This is a genomic window from Halobacteriovorax sp. HFRX-2_2 (assembly GCF_043196705.1).
Classification (GTDB): domain Bacteria; phylum Bdellovibrionota; class Bacteriovoracia; order Bacteriovoracales; family Bacteriovoracaceae; genus Halobacteriovorax_A.
Genome location: NZ_JBEBMT010000001.1, coordinates 831143 through 850346, shown reverse-complemented (window position 1 = coordinate 850346; position 19204 = coordinate 831143). Strand labels below are relative to the sequence as shown.

Genomic DNA, 19204 nt, shown 5'->3' with positions numbered 1-19204 from the left:
ATAAAAATCAAAGTGATAAAGTTCGATCAACTACCCAACTTTTGACAGGAGAAATTATGGATTCAAGGAAATATATGAGTGATGCAATCAGAACAGAATCAAGAGATTTTGATGCGATGAATACTCGCCTAAATGACGATGGAATTAAGAGACTACTTCACGCAGGAATTGGTCTTTCAACAGAAGCTGGAGAATTCCTCGATGCTCTAAAGAAGCATATATTCTATGGTAAGGAGCTTGACCGCGTAAATCTAGCGGAAGAATTAGGAGATCTTTTCTGGTATATGGCCATTGTTGGAGATGAGCTTGGAATCAAATTTGAAGATGTCATGGAGAGAAATATCACAAAGCTTAAGGCGCGCTACGGCGAAAAATTTAGCGAAGAAAAGGCCGACAAGAGAGACCTTGATAGCGAAAGAAAAATTCTTGAGGAACAGGCGTTTAATTAATGAGACTTAACAAAATCTTTATATTTGGAATGACGCTATTGTTAGGAGTCTTAACTTCTTGCAATAGTGAAAAACTGCAAATTTATCGTGTCACTGGCCCAACCATGGGTACGACATATCATATCAAGTATCTGGCTCCTAACGGCTTCGATGAAGACACAGTAAAAAAAGATATTGAGATAAGATTAGATGAAGTCAACAAGGCCATGAGTACTTATATTAAGGATTCAGAAATTTCACTCTTTAATAAAATGGCAAAGAATGAAAAATTCTACCCTGGCCCAGACTTTACAAGAACGCTAAAGCACGCACTAGACGTTGCAAAGAAGACTGATGGAACATTTGATCCAACAATTGGAACACTTGTAAACCTTTGGGGCTTTGGGCCTAATGGCAAACGCAAGATCCCTTCTAAAGAAGATATCGATGTGGCCAAGCATAAGGTTGGATTTGAGAAAATCATTTTCAAAGATGGCATCTTAACAAAAACTATTGATGGTGTTTATCTTGATCTATCAGCTTCTGCCAAAGGCTTTGGAGTTGACGCAATCATCGAACTTCTTCAAGCAAGAGGAATTAAGAATGCCCTTGTGGAAGTTGGCGGCGAGGTTCGAACGATGGGTGAATCCCTGACTCGCCCATGGCGTATTGGTGTTGAGTCTCCAAATAACAAGGATAATAACCCTGTTGTAAAGGTCGTGAAAATCAAGAATGTTGCCCTTGCGACTTCTGGCGACTACCGAAACTTTTTCAAAGAAGGTGGCAAGCGCTATCAGCATACGATAAATTTCAAATCTGGTTCACCTGTAGAATCGCAACTTGCTTCAGTTAGTGTTATCTCTGACACTTGTATGGATGCAGATGCCTGGGCCACGGCCTTAATGGCAATGGGTGCAAAGAAGGCCATAGCCTTCGCTAAAGAAAATAAGTTGAAGGCGTTCTTTATCTACCGTTCAGATGATGGATCAGGAAAGTATTTAGAGACATCAACGCCAGGATTTGATAAGGTGACAGAGTAATCTAATCAGATAATTTTTATCGGAGAATATTATGGATGCTAACATTAAACTATTCCTTATTACTTTCGCTGTACTTGCTCTATCAATTACAGGAATGGCCGTTGGTGTGATTCTATCAAATAGAAAGCTACAAGGATCTTGTGGTGGACTTGGAAAACTCATCGGTGAAGATTGCCAATTCTGCGATAAGAAAGATGAGTGTACGGAAAATCCAGAACAAGCAGAAGACTGTCTTAAAGCCTAATCTTAAAATACATATCAAATAATCATAAAGGCCCCAAAATGGGGCCTTTGTTGTTCATAAATAGGGCCAAAAAGCGCCCCCCTTCCCTAACGACACCACCCACAACCAGCTAAGTACCTGATTGTACGTGTTCAATTTTTGGCACAGTTCATGCTTTTACTATAGCAACAAAGCTCTTAAACAGGATGTTTAAAGCTGAAGGCTTCAGGAAGAACGAACTTAGCGGAAAAGAGGCCATTATGAAAAGTACATTAAGGAGAGCACTTTACATCACTTTAGGATTAGTTATGTTATCGATAACAATCCAGGAAAGAGTTCATGCAAGAACGATGAAGAGAATCACGCCAGAGCAGATTCAAAAACTAGATCGCGCCATGGCAATTGAAACATTCAATGGTGAATTTCTCGACATCACAAAAGTGGCAAAGATCAGAAAAACTTTTGGAAATCTTGAAGGATTAAAAGATGGTGCACAAATCAAATTAGCAAATGGTGATGTACTAACTGCAAGAGATATTCGTTTTCTATATGTAGAAAGACTCAAGCAACAAAAGGAGAAAAAATCAGTAGTGGGGCGTACTCCACACGACGAAGAATAGTCGGAAATATTTTGGGAATCTGTAACTAATTTGCTACGTCTTCCTTAGTAGCAATGACCAGTAAGACATCCGGGTCGCTCGAAAGAGCGGCCCTTCTTTTTTTATCGGCAATGATTTTGCGCCCACTCGGAAGCATTAAGTAAATAATACGAAGTCCGGCCTCTGTCACGATTCGCTCATACTCAAGGTAATCTAAAACAGTAACAGATAAATCAGAAAGGATCATCTCCTTACTCTTAACCATTGCTTCAAAACAGAAAACTCCCCCATTACTTAGTTGTCCGTAGACACTATTTATATAGCGAGAAATTTCATCTTGAGATTGTAGGTAGTGAATCTGGTGAGCATCGAGAATAAAATCAAAGCTCTCTTGTAATTGCCCTAACTCAAGGCTTGAGAGGCATTTAAACTCATCATTTGGAAAGTTGCTTTTGGCCTTCTTTACGGCGACCTCAGAGATATCAATTCCTAATAACTTAGAGAAATCGAAGTCGGCCAACTGGAGCCCTTGGCCACAGCCAACTTCCAAGGCCTTTAGGTTTTGAGCGCTAAGAGACGTAAGAGAAAGTGCTCTTTGAGCTAGCTCAATAAGTGTCTGAGATTTGAGAAAGTGGTCGCTTTCTGTATGGGCCTGATTAAATTGATTCACAATTTAATATAACGGCCCCATATCCTTGAAGTCACCATCAAATCCTGTTGAGAAGAAGAAATCATTAGGTGAAAGTCCTAACTTCCCACTTGGAGGAAGTTTCCCACCAAAGTAGATCTCCCAGCCCTTTGGATTCTTATCATATGTCATAGGAGTCGGCTTAAACTTCTCAATAGCGTAAACGCTTTTTAAAAGTTTATAGATAAACTCTGAACAGTAGAGCTTTTCATCATCCCAAACATAGTCGTGATCAAAATCCATTCCAAGATATTTTCTCTTGTAATTTTCAAGTAATTTTCTTTTCTTTGAGAAGTTAATATGTTTTGGGCGAATCACATGAGGAACTTTATTAGAGTATCCTAGGAAGGCCTGAAGTGGAATATGGTGAACACTTCCAAGAGATTGGGCCACATAGACTTGTGAACCTAGCTTCAAAACGATTCCCGAATGAGAAAAAGGGCCACCAGTTTCATTTTCAATTAGCTCGCAACTAAAGCAGTCCATATCTAACAGGATAATATCACCTGTTTGTAGATCACTTAGTGGCAGTGCCAAAGTTTTAAGGCTTACAAAAACAAAGAATAACACCAAAATACGTCTAAAATTCACAACCAAACCCCTGTAATAACAGAAACTTAAATGATTAAACAGCAATTGCCCTACTATTAATAACTAAGGCTTTGCTGTTATACTAAGTAAGTAACTAGATTGATAGCCTAAAAAAGCAGGAAAAGTAAAAATGAAAGGCATTATTTTGACACTCATATTTTTAAGTTTTGCACTTGGACACTTCGAAGTCTTTGCGACAACAAACTGCCCGACAGGACAGGTTTTCAACGCGAGCTTAAATCGCTGTATGTATACAGAGGGTTCAATTAAGAACAGAGATGAATATCAAGACTGCGATTCTAAGTCGAGTGAGACTGAGCGTAATGCTTGTATGAAAGCAGCAGCAGATGCCAGACAACAAAAAACAATTAATGAATTAAATGCAGGGCGAGTTTCTGATAGTGAGGTTGAGAGCAAGGGTAAAGGAAATCTCATTACAGGTTTTGCTGAAGCTTGGGGTATTGTGACAGGTGTTACGGCCCTCGTTGTTCCTAAGTTCTTTAATGGTGAAGATGCGGCAAAAAAGCCAGTTGATAATACAGTTAAAGGAGATGGGAACGTACAAGATGCAGGAGCAAAGAAAGCAGAGGTCTCAAAAGATGAGAACCGTTCAAGCTGTAAGTCTTGTATGCTGGTGGGTGCGGTTTCGGCCTATAGCTTCTATCAGACAAAGATCAACAAAGAAGACGTAAAGAAGAAAACAAAAGAATTTAAAGAAGAATACGAAGAGATCTCAAAAGATCCAGAAACAATGAAGAACGCTCAGATTGCAGCATTTGATATGCTTGAGAAAGAACAGCAATACCTAGCAGATGTCTCTTCAAAGCAGGCCAAGCAGTATAAGACGCTTGCTTTAGGTTATACGGCAGCAGCTGCTGTTGCAGTTTATGAAACATTCTCTTCATTTGGAACAAGTTGTATGAATCAGTCACCAGGTGAAGCTGGTGGTGCTTCAAAGTGGAACTTCAGTGATATGGCAAATGGCTTTCGCTCAATCACTAATAACCCTTGTACAGTAATTGTTGCTTCAGCGGTTACAGTACCTGCGGCACTAACAGTTTCAAACCAAGCGAAAAAGAATAATAAAGATGCCAAATCAAATGTTGAGCAGATCAAAATTCTAAAAGAAAAGTATGTAAAAAGTGTTGCCTCTTTTTGTCCAGATGGAAGAGACAGCTTAAGTAATCCAGCTTGTTACTGTTATACGGCCGAGGGGAATAAAAACCCTAATCGTGAGAAGTCGAAAACATGTCAGGATTATTGGAACAAATATAATGGTTCGTTTATTGCCTCAGCAGATTCATCTCGTGCGGGCCAAGTTAGTAACCCACAAGGTTGTTTCTATGTTGATGGGAAGTTTGACCGCGAATGTAATTGTCGAAAGCTTAAGAATAATAAGGGTGAGAATGCTTGTAAGAAGATTACGGTTTCCCCTACTGCTCTAAGCTCTCTAGGTGGTCTTGATGTATCTGAGGCCATTAGAGCGGCAAATGCAGCAACTCAAGGAAACGGTGGAACTTACAATGCTTCAACAACTGATGCACAAGCGGCCATGGCGGCCAAGGCAATGGATGCAATAAAGAAGAAGCTAGAGAATCCATTTAAGAAGAACACAGGACTTGGGCTTAGCAAGATCAGTGATGAACTTGCAAAACAAGCTGGTAAATATGGTGACAATAACAATGTTTCAATCTTTAATGGAAGTGGTGCAAGTGAGGCCTTTGCTCGTCTAAGACCAACAGAGCCTTCTTTTCAAAATGCAGTTGAAAGTGTTTCAGCAAAACTTCCGGCGAAGGGACTTGCAGCACCGGCAAAGAAAACAGTTAGAAAAACAACAAATAACAACACTAATCGTTGGAAGTTTGATGACAGCTCAAGCTCACAAGTTTTAAGCTTTGGAGCAGGCGCAGGTGACGGTGACTCTAAAAAGAAATATGACTATGGTGATAACGATATTATCAAAGACAAGTCGGTTTCTATTTTCAAAGTGATCTCTCATCGTTACGTTCAGTCAGGACTGAAAAAATTATTCTCTGAATAATAATTGGAATTTATATGAGTAAGAAGATAGACAAGGAAGTTCTATTCGGTATGACCAAAGAACACCTCATTTATGATGAGAGTATCAATCGCTACTTCCACAAAGATTCATTTGAAGACTTTAAAAGATTTAAAGAAGATGCGCTAAAAGAAGGAATCGACTTCTATGTCACAAGCTCCTTTCGCTCATTTGATGACCAGTTAAGAATTTGGAATGAAAAGTGCGCCGGCAAACGCCCTATCTATGATCGCACGGGAAATGAACTAGATCACACAAAACTCTCCCCTTCAGAAATTGTAAGCGCTATTATCAACTGGTCGGCACTACCTGGAACTTCCCGTCACCACTGGGGAACAGAGCTTGATGTTGTCGATGGCAATAGTTGGCCTGAAGGCTATCATATTCAACTCGTACCAGAAGAGTTTTCAGAAGGTGGGCCATTTTTTGAATTTAATAAATGGTTGAATGCAAAGATTGAAGATAAGTGTAGCTATTCTTATTATAGGCCATATGTTGAGGATCTCGGTGGAGTTGCGCCAGAAGCATGGCATATAAGCTACAATAAGGTTTCATCTGAGTATCATCAAGAATATACTTACGATTTATTTTGTGAGCTACTGGAGCATCCGAAGATGAATGAGCTTACTTACTTGAAGGAAGTTAAAGCAAGCTCACAAGAAATTTATCACCACTTCTTTAAGCTTTTAAAGTAAGTCCTACGGCCTTTAGCCATTCAGGATCGTGGCCCATTAGTTTTCTTTCTTTAAGATCAAATAGACCTGCAGTCATTTTGAATTTAGTGTAAACCTTTCCACTATCATCAAACATTTCCTGCTCGTAAGTAAGAACCTTGCTATTCACAAAACTCGTGGCTTTTGAGCGAATCTTAACCATTTGTCTTAGGCGTAGTTCTGATTTAAAAGTGATATTTATATCTAAAACGACTGGCCCTCTTTTCTCACGCATAATGCGATCCATACCCCAACCATTCTTCGTGATCATATCCCAACGGGCCTGCTCAAAAATCGTCAGGTAGGTTGCATTATTCATATGGCCAAAAGTATCAAGATGAGTCTCTTGAACTTGAAACTCATAGATTGCTTCTTCAATATTAAAATCGTCGATCGTCAGTGCTCTTTTTGCTATTTGTGAAGTCATATGTCCTACCTCTAAGTTATTAAATTCCCTTAAATGGCCACAATCATGGGCATTCGTAAAATTTAATTTTACATGGCCGGCCCTCAAAAATGAACATATTTTTAAGGACTTATCTTGTGCAACACCCCTCAAATGCCTAAAACATGCTTAAATACTCAACTTTTCAAAGAAATTAACCGATTAGATCTTATAATTTAAGTAAGGAAAACCTAACTTTCGAGTCACTTATGAGCAAGAAAACAACTTTATTAAACACATTTACCTTAACTCTTCTCGCGGCTGCACCGCTTAGTATGAGCTACGCTGACACTGTGAATATTGAGTGTCTTGATGTAAATACTGGTCAGAGCTTGTCATTCGATATGCCAGCAAATGGTAGACAAGAAATACCACAGCCCGAGATTGATAGCTTCTGTATCCAAAAGCAGGCAGAGTTAAAAAAAGAAAGAGAGCTTGCCAATGGACTGGCCAATGATCCAGAACCTCCGCAAGATCCAGGGAGAGAATCTGACAATGGTTCGGATGATCCAAAGCATGCAAACTGGGATGCTTGTTTACAAGAAATGATGACTAAAGAGAATAAGTCACATATCGAGGCCTTTAAGGCTTGTGCAAAATCTGTTTCAAAACTTAGCTTCCAAAATGTTGAACCTGACTTTACAGGTAGTAGTGGTGCTATAAAGTGTCAGCGTGCTTTTAAAGTTTCGGGAAAAAATGGTAATGCAAATTGGCAGGATGTTGCCCAAGAAGTTTACCGCAATGGTAGCTCGTCATCTATTGACTACACTAAGGCCGTCGCTGTTTTCATTTATGCAGCTAACCCTGATGAAGTTGATGGTAATGCAATCTCAGCTGCCGTTAAGAATGTTACAGCATGTAACCAAGTTGCAGCTGCATTTGGTGAAAACTTTGCAGAAGATCGCCAATCTGAAGATCAATACTCTAACCCAGAAAAACTTACTTCAATTGATGGGCGTATCACTTGTAAGCTTTCAGGTCTTGAGACAATCGACTATGACGAATGTTCAAATCTAGTTCTAGCTCACAACGCTGCCCAACTTGGAAAGACTGCCAATGCAACTTTTCAACAATTTCAAGCGCAGGACTTTAGTAATAAACAACAAAATAAACTAATGAATATGGATGCGTCAGAAAACGTAACAACAACGGCCCTAAAATCACAAAAAGATGGGCTAGCAAAGCAACAATCAATGGCCGAAACACGTCGTACTATTGAAGTTGCAAGACTTGGTACAATCTTAACAATGACTTCAAGTATTCCAACAAGTGAAACTTATTTCGAGTCAAGTGAACTATGTACTAAGCCAGTTGAACAAGCATTATTAGGTATTCAAGGATATGTGACAAACGACGGTGGAGGAGGCTCAGTTGGTTCTCCAGCACAATTATGTCGTATCAATTTTAAAAAGTTTGCTATCTTAAAGAATGGTGGCGCTAAGAGAGCTGGTAACCAAATCGCAGCTGAAGCTGGGGTTGATGTGGCCAAAGAACAAATGGCCGTAAGCCAACTTGGAAAGCAACAAAAGATGATTTCAAATGCCATTGGTAAAATTGAAGGAATGGATACAATGGAACTTCCAGAGGACTTCTTTGAAAACCAAGATGTCTATATGGAGTTTTGCCAGGCCCACCCAACACATGCACAATGTCAGTCAGGTTGGGCAAATACAGTTAATGTTCCATCATTTGGGGACTACTCTGTCGGTGGCTTTGGTACAAACCAGGCCTATCAACATACAGAACAAGATCAGGCAGTAGCAGCAACGGCCGCAAGTACTGATGACCCAACATCAGCTGGTGTGGATACATCAACTGTTGTTAACAAAGCAAAAACAGGTGGTGGACTTAAAGGTAATTTTGGTCCAGTTGCAACAGTATCTGAAGGTGGACAACTTGCACAAGGTGCCGGAGGTGGAGGAAGCTCACCTGGCGGCGGTGGCGGTGGCGGAGGCTCATCGGCAGGTGGCGCAGGTCAACCGGAGGCCCTTTCTGGAAATGCGGGAAGTGGTTTAAAAGGTATCAGCTACGTTGGTGGCCGCGGTCCAAGCTTTGTCGGTGGACGAGGAACTGCTTCAGTTAAAAAGAAGAATAATGGTAACCCATTTAGCAATATGTTTAAGAAGAACCAAAACCGTAACCTAAGTTCACTTAACTTTAAGGGTAAGTCAGCAATTGGTTCAAAATCGGACAATATCTTCCAAAGAATCTCAACGGCATATGATAAGGCCAATGATGCTGGAAACCTTCTTAAGTACGAAACAAAAGCTCTTGAATAATGAACACTTAGAGCACACGAAAAAGAGATAAATTATAGACACTGGGGCCAATATTTTGGCCCCATCTTATTTTCACCTATCAAATATCAGACAGTTACAATTAAGAATTTTGGCACGTAATGTGTATATGTATAAAGTAACATGTCAACGACTTGTTGATGCGTCACAACGTAGACAAGATGAATCATAGAGTGCATATTTCAGGGACGAAATATGAATATTCAAGGGAAGAAATCACTAAGATGAATACTATTCAAGAAATTTTATTAAGCGAACTCACACAATCAAGAAGCTACCTAGATAGGATTCTACATGCTGTTTGTGAATTAAGCGAGACTCACTTCGATGCTAAGGCACGCCTTATTATTGAAGAGTTTAGTACTGAATACGATAAGTTAGTAAGTGAATTACTAATTCCATCTCACTTTGGTGATCTTAGTCTTCTCCACCAAAATAATTTTCGTCAAGGGCGTGAAAACTTAAGGCTCATGAATAACTTTATCGAAAGCTTTATTGCTCTCGCTCCAAAAAATGATGATGAAGTTGTTGGCGTTATCACTCGCCTCATCAACCTTTCATATAAGTACACAAGAGAACTTCACCTAATCTTAATCGAGCGCTCATCACTTGATGTTGCCACTCCGAGAATGGGGCTTTTAAAAGCAATCGATATTAAGGAAAAGAAAGAAGTCGTTGTTGCAAAAGAAATCATTAAGAAAGGTCCATTCACACTTATTGAAGGTGGACGAGTGGATGAAGATGATGAAGATATGGAGCACGAAGAAGACTTCACTCCTCCACTATACTTCCTAGAATCCCTTGAGATCCTAAATCTTGCTCACTCTAAAACGGCACCAATTCTTGGAATGAATGCAAAAAGAGAAGAAAAGTACGAGCAATATATTTCAGATGCCCATGTGCTAGTTTCTAAAAAAGACCTGGCCGGAGCACTGGAGTTATTTAATAAGGCCCGTGGCCATAAAGAAACAGCGGAAGTTCTAACTCTTATGGGTTGGGTAACTTCACAAATGGGAAATATTGAAGATGCGAAATCACTTTGCCTAAAGGCAATTGAAATCGATCCAGAATATGGTGCTCCTTATAATGATCTAGGAACACTTCTTTTAAATGAAGGTCATATCAATGAGTCAATCAAATGGTATGAGCTTGCAAAAAAAGCACCTAAGTACACAAATCGCGAATATCCATATATCAATGCAGGCCGCGCCTATATGCAGCTTAATAATTTTGATAAGGCCATGGAAGAATTCGAGGTTGCTCTAAAACTAGTCCCAGAAAATCAGGAACTACGCCACACAGTAAGTAAAATCCGCTCAAGTGTAACAAAACCAGAGAATACGGATAAGACTCGTGGATTTGAGAAGTTCAAAGTTGATTTCTCTGGCCGCCAAGGGGATAATGATAACCAACCAACACAATAATTTTAACGGTATGGATATCATTTATGACAAAAATCTCAGCAAGTGAGCTTGGAAAGTTCTTAGCAAAACACCTTAATACTTACGAGTATAACGACTACGGCCCAAATGGCTTACAAATCGAAGGCCGACCGGAGATTTCAAAAATAGCATTTGCTGTTTCAGCACAAAGAGACTCTATTGCAAAGGCCTGTGAATTTGGCGCAGATGCCATGATTGTTCACCATGGGCTTTTTTGGAAGTTCCACGGTGTCAGAACAATTACAGGAAGCTTCGCAAAGAGAGTAAAGCCTCTTATTCAAAATGATATCAATCTATTCGGCTACCACTTACCTCTTGATGCCCATCTTGAAGATGGAAATGCAGCAGGAATTGCCAAAGAGTTAGGCCTAAAAGATCTCAAACCATATGGAGACTACAAAGGAATGCCAACAGGTGTTCAAGGTAGCTTTGAAAAACCATTAAAACCAAAAGAACTAAAAGAACTATTAAAGAAAGTTCTAAATCACGAAATTATTCATAGTGAACCTAGTGATGATGAGATTTCATCAATGGGCATCATCACAGGTGGTGCAAATTCAGACTGGCGCTACTGTGTTCGCGAAGGACTTGATGCTTATCTTACAGGTGAAATGAGTGAGCATGACTGGCACGAGTCTCGTGAAGAAGGAATTCACTTCTTTGCAGGTGGCCACAATGCAACAGAAAGATTTGGTGTACTTGCCCTTAAGAAATTAATTGAAGAAACTTACGGGCTAGAGTGTATCTTTATCGATTCAGACAATCCAGCTTAAGCATCCGCGAAATTGTTTGCCCAATGGCAAACTATAGTTCGCGGTGCTAGCTCCCCACTCTTTAGCGAGAAAACTAATCGAGAGCGAGGGTCCAAGCCCGAGCGGTTCGCCTCAGGAGCCTAAGGCTCCAGCAGACTTTTATTTTCTCTTTAAACTTAAAGTGATCGTAAACTTTGCGACAGGTTCATCCCCAGATACATCAGGGCAAGTTGCAATGATATCCAGTGGAAGATTGTGACGCTCATCACTTGATAAAACTTTTTCAACAAAGGCATCAATCTCCTTACCTTGTGTACAAGTAAAGACCGTGTCACCTTCTGCTCTTTTTAAGAATTCAGCGTGAAACTCTTTGAAAGCAAGAGACACTCTCTTCCCCTTATCCATCGTCTTCTTCATTGCTGCAAATCCACCTGCAAGGTCGGCCCCACAAGCAAGAGCACCAAAGTACATACTATTTAAATGGTTTTTAGAACGACGTGAAAGTGGGATTTTAATGGCCGTTACTTCATCACTTAATTCAACAACTGTTGGCCTAAGCCAAAAAATCATTGGAACTTTTGTTAGGCCAAAAAGTCTTACAAAGGCCGTATTTCTTAAACCTTCTGGTAATTTATCTAAAACTTTCTTCATTACTTACTTCCTTTTAATTCAAGTGTTCTCTGGTATGCGCGCTCAATTGCACGATTAAACATCTCCTCCATCCCCGATTCTTTAAAAGATTCAAGGGCCTCATAAGTTACACCATTTTTTGATGTGACATTATTGCGAAGAGTTTCAGCATCAGAGTTTTGAGATAGCATGCGACCAGCACCTTCTATTGTACCTGCAACCATTTGATGTGCAAGGGCACCATCAATGCCGCGTGCTTTCATATCCTCAATTAAGATACGTGCAATTTCAAAGAAGTATGCGGGGCCTGAACCTGAAAAAGGAGTGATGGTATCAATATCGTCTTCATTTTCAAAAACTGTATTAATTCCACTTGTATTAAATGCCTGCCAAAAAGCGCCCCACTTATCTTGGTGAACAGTCTTTGTTTTATAAAGAGCATTAACTCCAAGGCCAACTTGCGCCGGCGTATTTGGCATAATTCGAATAATTTGATCAGTTGTTAGATACTCTGTTAATGCCTTAGCGTCACTTCCCGCAAGAAGTGAAACAATTGTTAAATATGGGTGCGTAAGAAAATCAATTTCTAGCGCGACTTGTTTTAACTGTTGCGGCTTAAAGCAGGCCCAGAGGTAATCAATATGAGTATTACGTAACTCTTCAAGATCCTTAACCCAAATCGCACCAAAATCATCAGCAAAGCTTTTTGCTTTATCTCCACTTGGAGTAAAAACTAAGAACTCACAATCTTGCGAGTTTTGGATGAAACCAGGGATTAAAGCGCGGGCCATATTGCCCGCTCCTAAGATTAAGTGACGATACTTCATTATGAGTCTAACTCCATCGGTGCTCCGTGCCTCATGATATTAACAGCGTAGCTTCGCTCACATGAGAACATATGGAATAGGTCAAAGTAAGACCCACTAATATAGTCTTCAAGTGGTGAAATAAATGACGTCATAACAAATTGCCCATTCTGCTCACCAACTGCACTATTGAATTCTTTTATTGATTCAAGATCACCATCACAGATAACCACATCAAAGTTCTCACTTAAAAGTGTGTGCATCTTTTCCTTGCTTACGTGGTAGCAATCGATATTCTTCTTAGAGAAACGATTCTTCTTTAAAATATCAATTAGGTAATTCCACCAACGATAAGCTTCAGCATTTGAACAAAGGATTGTAACACCTGTTCCAGTTGTTAAAGACATCAGTACCGCAAAGAATGTTTGCATATTAATTTCTTCATTTAAGCTTAAATAAAGAGCACGGTCTTTATTGCAATCAAAAACAGAGTAATTGATTTGTCCTGGGATATAGCGATTATCACGCCCCTTATTTAAGAACTCTAGATAATCAACCTCAAGCCACTTCTTAAGTTCCTTAAGAGCATGTCTCTGCTCTCCGAAAGTTCCTGGGAATAATGGGCCAAAGTTACTAATAATCTCATCTAGCGCTGAAAGCATTTTTTCACGTCTTACAAAGTGATCAGAAGAAGAACTACGAGATACAACTGGTTCATAATCACTTCCATCATCAAATTTCGAAGAATTCAGCTCTTGCGAACTATTACGAACAAAGAGGCTTCTTAGGTAGTCAGCACCACCGGCCTTAGGGCCTGTTCCAGACATTTTAAATCCACCAAAAGGCTCGATAGCAACACGAGCACCTGTGATCGGACGGTTGATATAATTATTTCCGATATACATCTCTTTCGTTAAGAAATCGATATCATCTTGAGATTGAGAGAAGACTCCACCAGTTAATCCGTACTCAACACTATTGAAGATATTTAATGCATCTTCATAATCATCATAAGCAACGATATGGATAACAGGAGCAAAGAGTTCACGTGATGCAAAACTATCTTTTTCTAAAGCACGTGACTTTGGAAGTTCAATAATTGTAGGTCCTACGCAATAACCTGGAAGATTTTCTTCTGAACGATTAACGTGAACCACTCCACCGTACTTCTTCGCTTCTTCACTAGCTTCTTTAACCTGAGCAATTAAACGATCTTTCTCTTCTTGACTCACAAGAGGATTGATAAAGCTAGCAAAGTCTGTAGCAGGCCCAACATAGATATCATTAGCAGCTTGCTTAAGACGAGCAACTAATTTGTCCTTTACTTCTTTATGAACAAGGACACGAGAAGCAGCAGAACACTTCTGCCCAGCATGAGCAAAAGCAGAGTAAAGAATTCCTGAAACTGTTTCATCAAGCTCAGCATTATTTGTGACGATCACAGCATTCTTTCCACCCATTTCAGTAATAACTCGAACTGGATAGCTCTTGCCTGTGTTGCGATTCTCATAAAGTCTCTTGGCACAAGTTTTAGCAATATGAACACCAACTGGTTTTGATCCCGTAAAGATCACACCAGCGATACGCTTATCTTCAATAAGCTTTTGCCCAACAGTCTCACCCACACCTGGAAGGTGAATTAGAGCATCCTTAGGTACACCTGCCTCATGGAATAAATTCACGAGTTCGCATGTAATGAGAGGTGTTTGCTCAGCAGGTTTTAGGATAACTGTAGATCCTGTTAAAAGTGCCGAGGCCGTCATTCCACATGGAATAGCAAGTGGGAAGTTCCAAGGTGCAATAATAGCAAATGGGCCACGGGCCTTGTACTCTTCGTTATCACCTACTTCTGCTAATTTTCTAATATAGAAGTTTAAGAAATCAATTGCTTCATCAACGTCCGCAAGAGCTTCGCCAATTGCCTTACCAGACTCATGCATAATAAGTGCAGAGTAGTAATTACGGCGAAGATACATGATCTCAGCAGCACGGGCCATAACAGCAGCTCTTTCTTGCCATGCAGACTTTGACCACTCACCTTCATAGAAAGACTCATCAATTGTAGCAATTGCTTTTTGCGTATCATCTAGGTTTGCAAAAGTTATTTTTCCAACGACACTCTTTCCATCAGACGGAGAAAGTACTGATTCCGACTCTCCTGCTAGAGAAAAGTCTGTTGCATAATCCTTTCCTGATTCAAATTTTTCAAACTCACTTCTAAAATACTTAAGCTCTTTTTCAAGATAAGTTTTTAGTGGAGGACAGTTACTAAATTGTCCGTGAACCTGAGTTAATGTTGAGTCTAAATTTAGAAGCCCTTCGCTTTGGTGTTTTTCAAAAATCTCATTCGGTGCCATAAGTTTTGCATTCTTCTTATGACTTCTCATGATTGTTAGGACTCCAACTTGAGAAGAGTTTTCCATAATACGACGAACAAGATAGGCCATTCCAACAATTAGAGATCCAATTGGAACGTAATTTCTTACGGCCCATCCCATCTTTGCCATCGCAGTCGATAGGGCCTCATAAGTCATATGTAGACACTGGTGCTCAATTTCATCAATGTCACTAAATTTCATTTCTCTTAGTGCTTCAGCGTATGCATGGTCTGCAAAGTTATGAGAAGCAATACAAAGCTTGATATGTGGAAATGCTTTATACATTTCATAGATCATTTGTCTGAAGTTAATATCTGTTTCTTCTTTATTTAAGAATTCAGGAGCATTGTGACCATGGGCCTCGGCCTCAACAGTCTCAGCATCCCAATAGGCTCCCTTAACAAGACGAACAGGCATAATCATGCCACGCTCTTTTGCCAGCTCGACAACATCTTGAAGGTGGTCGTAACAGTCACGTAGATATGCTTGTACAACAATACCTGTATCGGCATAGTCTTTTAGCTCTTCGGTTTCAAGAAGGGCCTTCTTATAAATTTCAAAAACGATATCACGATAGTGGTAATGTTCAGCATCGATATTGATAAAGACTTGCTGCTCTTTTGCAGTTTTTAGGATTTTAATAAGTCTTGGGGCAACTAACTTGTAAGTATAATCAAATGCCTCAGGTTTGAAGTCAGAACAAAGGGCCGAAACTTTAATTGAAACGTGCGCTCTTAAGATCCCCGCCTTATTGCGACTTCCAGGTGTAATGTGCATGCTAAAACCATTAACGAGTTTTAGAACTTCATTCATATAATTATCAGCTTCTGACTCTGAAACAACGAGTTCTCCAAGCTGGTCTAGAGTAACATCTCTTCCCGTATTAAAGATTGCTGCAAAATTCTTTTGTGCACTTTCAATTGTTTCACCAGCAATAAATCTCTTTGCCATAAAGCGAACTTTAAAACGCACGATATTAGCAAGTGCCTTAGCAGGAAAAATACGTACAATTAAAAGAACAAAGTAAAAGAGAACAACTAGTTGCGGTGGTAGTGGTTGACGATCTCCTTTCAGATCTAATCGTTTTGCTTTTTTAGAATCGAGAATAAGACGTCTTAGTGACTCTCTTAAAATACGCTTAACTTCCTTTCCCTCTTTATCGTGATCAAGAGATGGTAAGATTGCTAAGAATTTTAATAAGTGAATTCTAAGAAGTGCATAATTTGCAGTAAGACCTAGAGCAAAGTCAGAGATCTTTTCAAAGAAGACTGGTTTATAATCATTAAGAAATGTAAGAAGTTTCTTTGTGATTGTATCAGACATCTCACTTACAGACTGGTCCTCGATTTCATCGAGCTTCTTTAGTCCATAGCGATGACTAATGATATTACTTACACCAGGAAAGTCTGCAATCTTCACACTCATAACATTTGTTACGTGTGCTTTGAATTTCTTATAATCTTCACTTTCCTCTCCAACATAGTTATCAAGAAGAAAGATCTCATTGGCCATTTTTATATTACAAAGGCGTAGTACTTTTTCGTCCTTATCAATTCCTAATAAAAATTGAACACCTTCAAGACCTATTTGAAATTTGAATGAAGAATCAAACTCCGTCCAAAATAGTAAATCTTTTTTAATAGACTCTTTAATTTGCGAACCATCAAATAAAAGAGATTCAAAATGATCATAGTAATCTAAGCGAAATGAATCATTTAATTGTGCGCTTTTAACCACAGGTAACTTCACATTAACTCCAATTAAAGTGTGTTTCTCAACGAAAAGTTGATTTCTTTTGTCATTTAATTATCAGCGGGTATAATAAACTAAAGTGAAGGTTTAAAAAACAAAATTCACACATCTAACTCACAGCAATAAATAACTAAAAATTACTTTTGATATTAATTAAGATTTGAGAAAATATATTTATGAATGAAGAGATCCTATTTATCGATGACGATGAGAATATTGCTGAGCTCTTTGCTCTTACCCTAAGCCAAGAAGGCCATGAGACATTGGCCCTTAGCGGTGAAGTTGACGTGGAGCACTACTTCGACAATATTAGCGACAACCTCAAGGTAGTCATTGCCGATAAGAATATGCCAGTTATTAGTGGCGCAGAAGTTGTGCGTCGATTCGAGAATAGCTCGAAAGCAGGTACATTGAAGTATATCATCATCTCCGGTGACGAAGAGCTAGACAATGAGGAACTTCGAGACAAGGTTCACTTCATTAAAAAGCCTTTTAAAAAAGAAACTCTCTTCTCTGTGATTGAGGACATTATTTAAATGCGCATAATGGTTTGTCTATTTATATCACTCCTAGCAGTAAAGGTATCGGCCATCACCTATACGATGGATGACTTGCGTGTGCTCTATAAAGACAAATCTCATCGTGAATATATGAAGCACTTCCTAGATGTTAGGCCTTCTCAAAGAGATTTTGAATGGAAGAAGATGACGCGAGAGATGGCAACTTCGTATGTCGAAGATCTTATCAATAAAAATGAGATTAATAAGGCGCAGTTCTCAAAAATAACAAAGTACATTGAGAATAAGAATCTTAAGGCCTATGCCTTTTTCACTCTTGCCTACTCTAAATACGCTAGACTCTACTTTCAAAAGTGTTCAAACTGTCAAAAAGACTTAGATACTTATATTTCTCATTCGGCCCGCTATCCTGATATCGACTTTGATATCTATAAGGTGCTAGCAGCACCACTCCAGAGCAAGTATGACAACTTAGTCAAGGCACCTTTAAAAAGTAACGATTCAATCTACTACTGTCGCGAAGATCAGGGGCAGAAGGCCTTCCTACAAATTATTGTCAAAGAGATTTCTCGCACAGACACTAAGGCCTCAATCATCAACAAGGCCAAGGATATCTTTAATCCAGATTGTCTAAATGGTTTTGCCAAGGCCGACATTGAGTCACTTCTTAGGCCAAGTGATTATAATAGCGAAATCATTTTTCTAACATTCAATGCATTTGATAAAATTGATGAACAAACGAAATCTGTTTTCCTTACTAACTACCTTTTAACCAATCCAATCCCTGGGCCTGTGATGAATATGGCCTGGAATAAAATGGAAGAATTATCGGCCAATTATGACAGCAGAAAAAAAGTGTTGGACGATCTTCTTAAGTATCACCCTCTAAGAGGAGAGATCTTTCATCGCCGAAACGGTAAGGCCAGCACAAAAACGAAGGTTATTATCAAGAGGTTTGCTAAGAACTTTCCAGAATATATCGAAAGTTACGCTCAAACTTGCCTGAGCTTCTACGATGGTAAGAAGAAGTTTCCACGCGGAAATCCGGCCCGTTATTGCGATGATTTCATGGCAGAAGACGTTGCTGGCCAATGGTTAAGTGACGAAGTCCGTTTACGCTATTCTGGCGCTAAGAAAATCAAGTAGTTACATCCAGTACATTATACAACTCGCCGCACAAAGGCTTGCCTGATAAGCTCAACTATGGGAGGATGCCCGTATCAACAAATAATATTAGGGAATTAGGGAAATGAAAAAAACAATACTAGCATTACTACTTGCTCTACCAGTGTTTGCAAATACTGGGGATCATGGTCAAGAACCTACACCAAAGCCTTGTCTTGAGTTAACTCAAGAAAAACTAATAGGCCTAGAGAGTAAGCCGGCAAACGAGTTAGTATTTATCTCTAATAAATGTTCATACGCTGATTTTTCAAAAGAGCTAAAAGAAGGTCTGCAAAAAGCAATTCTTGGTGCCGATGACAGCAGACTACAACTACTTTTAAAAGACGAAAAGATCAATGTTATCATGGATACACTTGCCACAGATCACGTTGGTTCAACTCGTTTCTCATATGAAGACACAAAGAAGATTGAAGACTTCTACTCTTCAACTAAAGCTGATTCTCTAAAACAATCAGGAAACCTAGAGTCTTTTAGAGAAGAACAATCTGATGATTTCTACTTAGTACTATTTTTTAATGCTGAAAAAGATCGTCTAATTGTTATCTACAAGAGACTTACAGAGGCACCAGTTAGGCCAGAACCTACAGAGCCTTCTGGGCCAAATGATGGTTCATCAGACGACCTTCCTTCTGAAGAGGTTCAATAAATCAAAGGCCCT

Annotated in this window: 18 protein-coding genes; 12 read left to right on the top strand and 6 right to left on the bottom strand. The window is 39.4% G+C overall.

Features of this window, described 5'->3' with window-relative positions; all coding sequences use genetic code 11:
• Positions 1-56 precede the first annotated feature (56 nt).
• The 4 genes from ABMA79_RS04065 to ABMA79_RS04050 all read left to right on the top strand — a co-directional run bounded on the left by ABMA79_RS04065 (position 57) and on the right by ABMA79_RS04050 (position 2311).
• On the top strand, positions 57-449 hold the full coding sequence (locus ABMA79_RS04065; RefSeq protein WP_393090500.1) for a nucleoside triphosphate pyrophosphohydrolase family protein: 393 nt from the start codon (positions 57-59) through the stop codon (positions 447-449).
• Positions 450-478: 29 nt separating this feature from the next.
• A complete protein-coding gene (locus ABMA79_RS04060; RefSeq protein WP_393090497.1) occupies positions 479-1468 on the top strand; it encodes an FAD:protein FMN transferase in 990 nt (329 codons plus the stop codon).
• Positions 1469-1499: 31 nt separating this feature from the next.
• Positions 1500-1712 carry a (Na+)-NQR maturation NqrM gene (gene nqrM / locus ABMA79_RS04055; protein WP_392856084.1) on the top strand — a complete coding sequence of 71 codons (213 nt, stop codon included), beginning with the start codon at positions 1500-1502 and terminating at the stop codon, positions 1710-1712.
• 287 nt (positions 1713-1999) lie between these two features.
• Entirely contained in the window at positions 2000-2311 is a 312-nt protein-coding gene (locus tag ABMA79_RS04050) for a hypothetical protein (RefSeq protein WP_392856087.1), read from the top strand.
• Between the two features lie 25 nt (positions 2312-2336).
• Here ABMA79_RS04050 and ABMA79_RS04045 read toward each other — a convergent pair whose 3' ends face one another.
• Both ABMA79_RS04045 and ABMA79_RS04040 read right to left on the bottom strand, forming a co-directional pair.
• The gene (locus ABMA79_RS04045) at positions 2337-2960 is read right to left on the bottom strand and encodes a class I SAM-dependent methyltransferase (protein ID WP_393090495.1); all 624 of its coding nucleotides are present in this window, start codon (positions 2958-2960) and stop codon (positions 2337-2339) included.
• Between the two features lie 3 nt (positions 2961-2963).
• On the bottom strand, positions 2964-3569 hold the full coding sequence (locus tag ABMA79_RS04040; RefSeq protein ID WP_393090492.1) for a YiiX/YebB-like N1pC/P60 family cysteine hydrolase: 606 nt from the start codon (positions 3567-3569) through the stop codon (positions 2964-2966).
• 130 nt (positions 3570-3699) lie between these two features.
• On the opposite strand from ABMA79_RS04040, the gene ABMA79_RS04035 reads away from it, so the two are divergent.
• A complete protein-coding gene (locus ABMA79_RS04035; RefSeq protein ID WP_393090490.1) occupies positions 3700-5610 on the top strand; it encodes a hypothetical protein in 1911 nt (636 codons plus the stop codon).
• 14 nt (positions 5611-5624) lie between these two features.
• Positions 5625-6323: a M15 family metallopeptidase gene (locus ABMA79_RS04030; protein ID WP_393090487.1), complete on the top strand. Its 699-nt coding sequence runs from the start codon at positions 5625-5627 to the stop codon at positions 6321-6323.
• Here the strand turns inward: ABMA79_RS04030 and ABMA79_RS04025 are convergent.
• Entirely contained in the window at positions 6307-6768 is a 462-nt protein-coding gene (locus tag ABMA79_RS04025) for an acyl-CoA thioesterase (protein ID WP_393090484.1), read from the bottom strand. The two genes, ABMA79_RS04030 and ABMA79_RS04025, sit on opposite strands and share 17 nt — an antisense overlap.
• A gap of 227 nt (positions 6769-6995) precedes the next feature.
• Here ABMA79_RS04025 and ABMA79_RS04020 point away from each other — a divergent pair, with 227 nt between their 5' ends.
• The 3 genes from ABMA79_RS04020 (at position 6996) to ABMA79_RS04010 (ending at position 11298) form a co-directional block, all read left to right on the top strand.
• The gene (locus tag ABMA79_RS04020) at positions 6996-9065 is read left to right on the top strand and encodes a hypothetical protein (protein WP_393090481.1); all 2070 of its coding nucleotides are present in this window, start codon (positions 6996-6998) and stop codon (positions 9063-9065) included.
• Positions 9066-9307: 242 nt separating this feature from the next.
• Positions 9308-10507 (top strand): tetratricopeptide repeat protein, encoded by a 1200-nt coding sequence (locus tag ABMA79_RS04015; RefSeq protein ID WP_393090478.1) that lies wholly within the window; start codon positions 9308-9310, stop codon positions 10505-10507.
• Between the two features lie 23 nt (positions 10508-10530).
• A complete protein-coding gene (locus ABMA79_RS04010; protein ID WP_392856103.1) occupies positions 10531-11298 on the top strand; it encodes a Nif3-like dinuclear metal center hexameric protein in 768 nt (255 codons plus the stop codon).
• Positions 11299-11436: 138 nt separating this feature from the next.
• Here the strand turns inward: ABMA79_RS04010 and ABMA79_RS04005 are convergent, their stop codons facing one another.
• From ABMA79_RS04005 to ABMA79_RS03995, 3 genes are read right to left on the bottom strand one after another with little or no spacing between them, the layout of a single operon-like run.
• Positions 11437-11928, bottom strand: coding sequence for a PaaI family thioesterase (locus ABMA79_RS04005; protein WP_393090475.1), 492 nt, complete (start codon positions 11926-11928; stop codon positions 11437-11439).
• The gene (locus tag ABMA79_RS04000; protein WP_392856107.1) at positions 11928-12734 is read right to left on the bottom strand and encodes a pyrroline-5-carboxylate reductase family protein; all 807 of its coding nucleotides are present in this window, start codon (positions 12732-12734) and stop codon (positions 11928-11930) included. The genes ABMA79_RS04005 and ABMA79_RS04000 overlap by 1 nt, the downstream gene beginning before the upstream one ends.
• Positions 12734-16840 carry a proline dehydrogenase family protein gene (locus tag ABMA79_RS03995; protein WP_393090472.1) on the bottom strand — a complete coding sequence of 1369 codons (4107 nt, stop codon included), beginning with the start codon at positions 16838-16840 and terminating at the stop codon, positions 12734-12736. Before ABMA79_RS03995 ends, ABMA79_RS04000 begins: the two co-directional genes overlap by 1 nt.
• Before the next feature lie 179 nt (positions 16841-17019).
• On the opposite strand from ABMA79_RS03995, the gene ABMA79_RS03990 reads away from it, so the two are divergent.
• The 3 genes from ABMA79_RS03990 to ABMA79_RS03980 all read left to right on the top strand — a co-directional run bounded on the left by ABMA79_RS03990 (position 17020) and on the right by ABMA79_RS03980 (position 19192).
• Complete coding sequence (locus tag ABMA79_RS03990; protein WP_392856111.1) at positions 17020-17379, top strand: response regulator; 360 nt, start codon at positions 17020-17022, stop codon at positions 17377-17379.
• The gene (locus tag ABMA79_RS03985) at positions 17380-18507 is read left to right on the top strand and encodes a hypothetical protein (protein WP_393090469.1); all 1128 of its coding nucleotides are present in this window, start codon (positions 17380-17382) and stop codon (positions 18505-18507) included. It begins immediately after the preceding gene.
• A gap of 103 nt (positions 18508-18610) precedes the next feature.
• Positions 18611-19192 carry a hypothetical protein gene (locus tag ABMA79_RS03980; protein ID WP_393090466.1) on the top strand — a complete coding sequence of 194 codons (582 nt, stop codon included), beginning with the start codon at positions 18611-18613 and terminating at the stop codon, positions 19190-19192.
• Positions 19193-19204: the final 12 nt, after the last annotated feature.

Coding starts and splice junctions, on each gene's coding strand:
- ABMA79_RS04065 (WP_393090500.1), top strand. CDS start 57: ATGGATTCAAGGAAATATATGAGTGATGCAATCAGAACAGAATCAAGA.
- ABMA79_RS04060 (WP_393090497.1), top strand. CDS start 479: ATGACGCTATTGTTAGGAGTCTTAACTTCTTGCAATAGTGAAAAACTG.
- nqrM (WP_392856084.1), top strand. CDS start 1,500: ATGGATGCTAACATTAAACTATTCCTTATTACTTTCGCTGTACTTGCT.
- ABMA79_RS04050 (WP_392856087.1), top strand. CDS start 2,000: ATGTTATCGATAACAATCCAGGAAAGAGTTCATGCAAGAACGATGAAG.
- ABMA79_RS04035 (WP_393090490.1), top strand. CDS start 3,700: ATGAAAGGCATTATTTTGACACTCATATTTTTAAGTTTTGCACTTGGA.
- ABMA79_RS04030 (WP_393090487.1), top strand. CDS start 5,625: ATGAGTAAGAAGATAGACAAGGAAGTTCTATTCGGTATGACCAAAGAA.
- ABMA79_RS04025 (WP_393090484.1), bottom strand. CDS start 6,768: ATGACTTCACAAATAGCAAAAAGAGCACTGACGATCGACGATTTTAAT.
- ABMA79_RS04020 (WP_393090481.1), top strand. CDS start 6,996: ATGAGCAAGAAAACAACTTTATTAAACACATTTACCTTAACTCTTCTC.
- ABMA79_RS04015 (WP_393090478.1), top strand. CDS start 9,308: ATGAATACTATTCAAGAAATTTTATTAAGCGAACTCACACAATCAAGA.
- ABMA79_RS04010 (WP_392856103.1), top strand. CDS start 10,531: ATGACAAAAATCTCAGCAAGTGAGCTTGGAAAGTTCTTAGCAAAACAC.
- ABMA79_RS04005 (WP_393090475.1), bottom strand. CDS start 11,928: ATGAAGAAAGTTTTAGATAAATTACCAGAAGGTTTAAGAAATACGGCC.
- ABMA79_RS04000 (WP_392856107.1), bottom strand. CDS start 12,734: ATGAAGTATCGTCACTTAATCTTAGGAGCGGGCAATATGGCCCGCGCT.
- ABMA79_RS03990 (WP_392856111.1), top strand. CDS start 17,020: ATGAATGAAGAGATCCTATTTATCGATGACGATGAGAATATTGCTGAG.
- ABMA79_RS03985 (WP_393090469.1), top strand. CDS start 17,380: ATGCGCATAATGGTTTGTCTATTTATATCACTCCTAGCAGTAAAGGTA.
- ABMA79_RS03980 (WP_393090466.1), top strand. CDS start 18,611: ATGAAAAAAACAATACTAGCATTACTACTTGCTCTACCAGTGTTTGCA.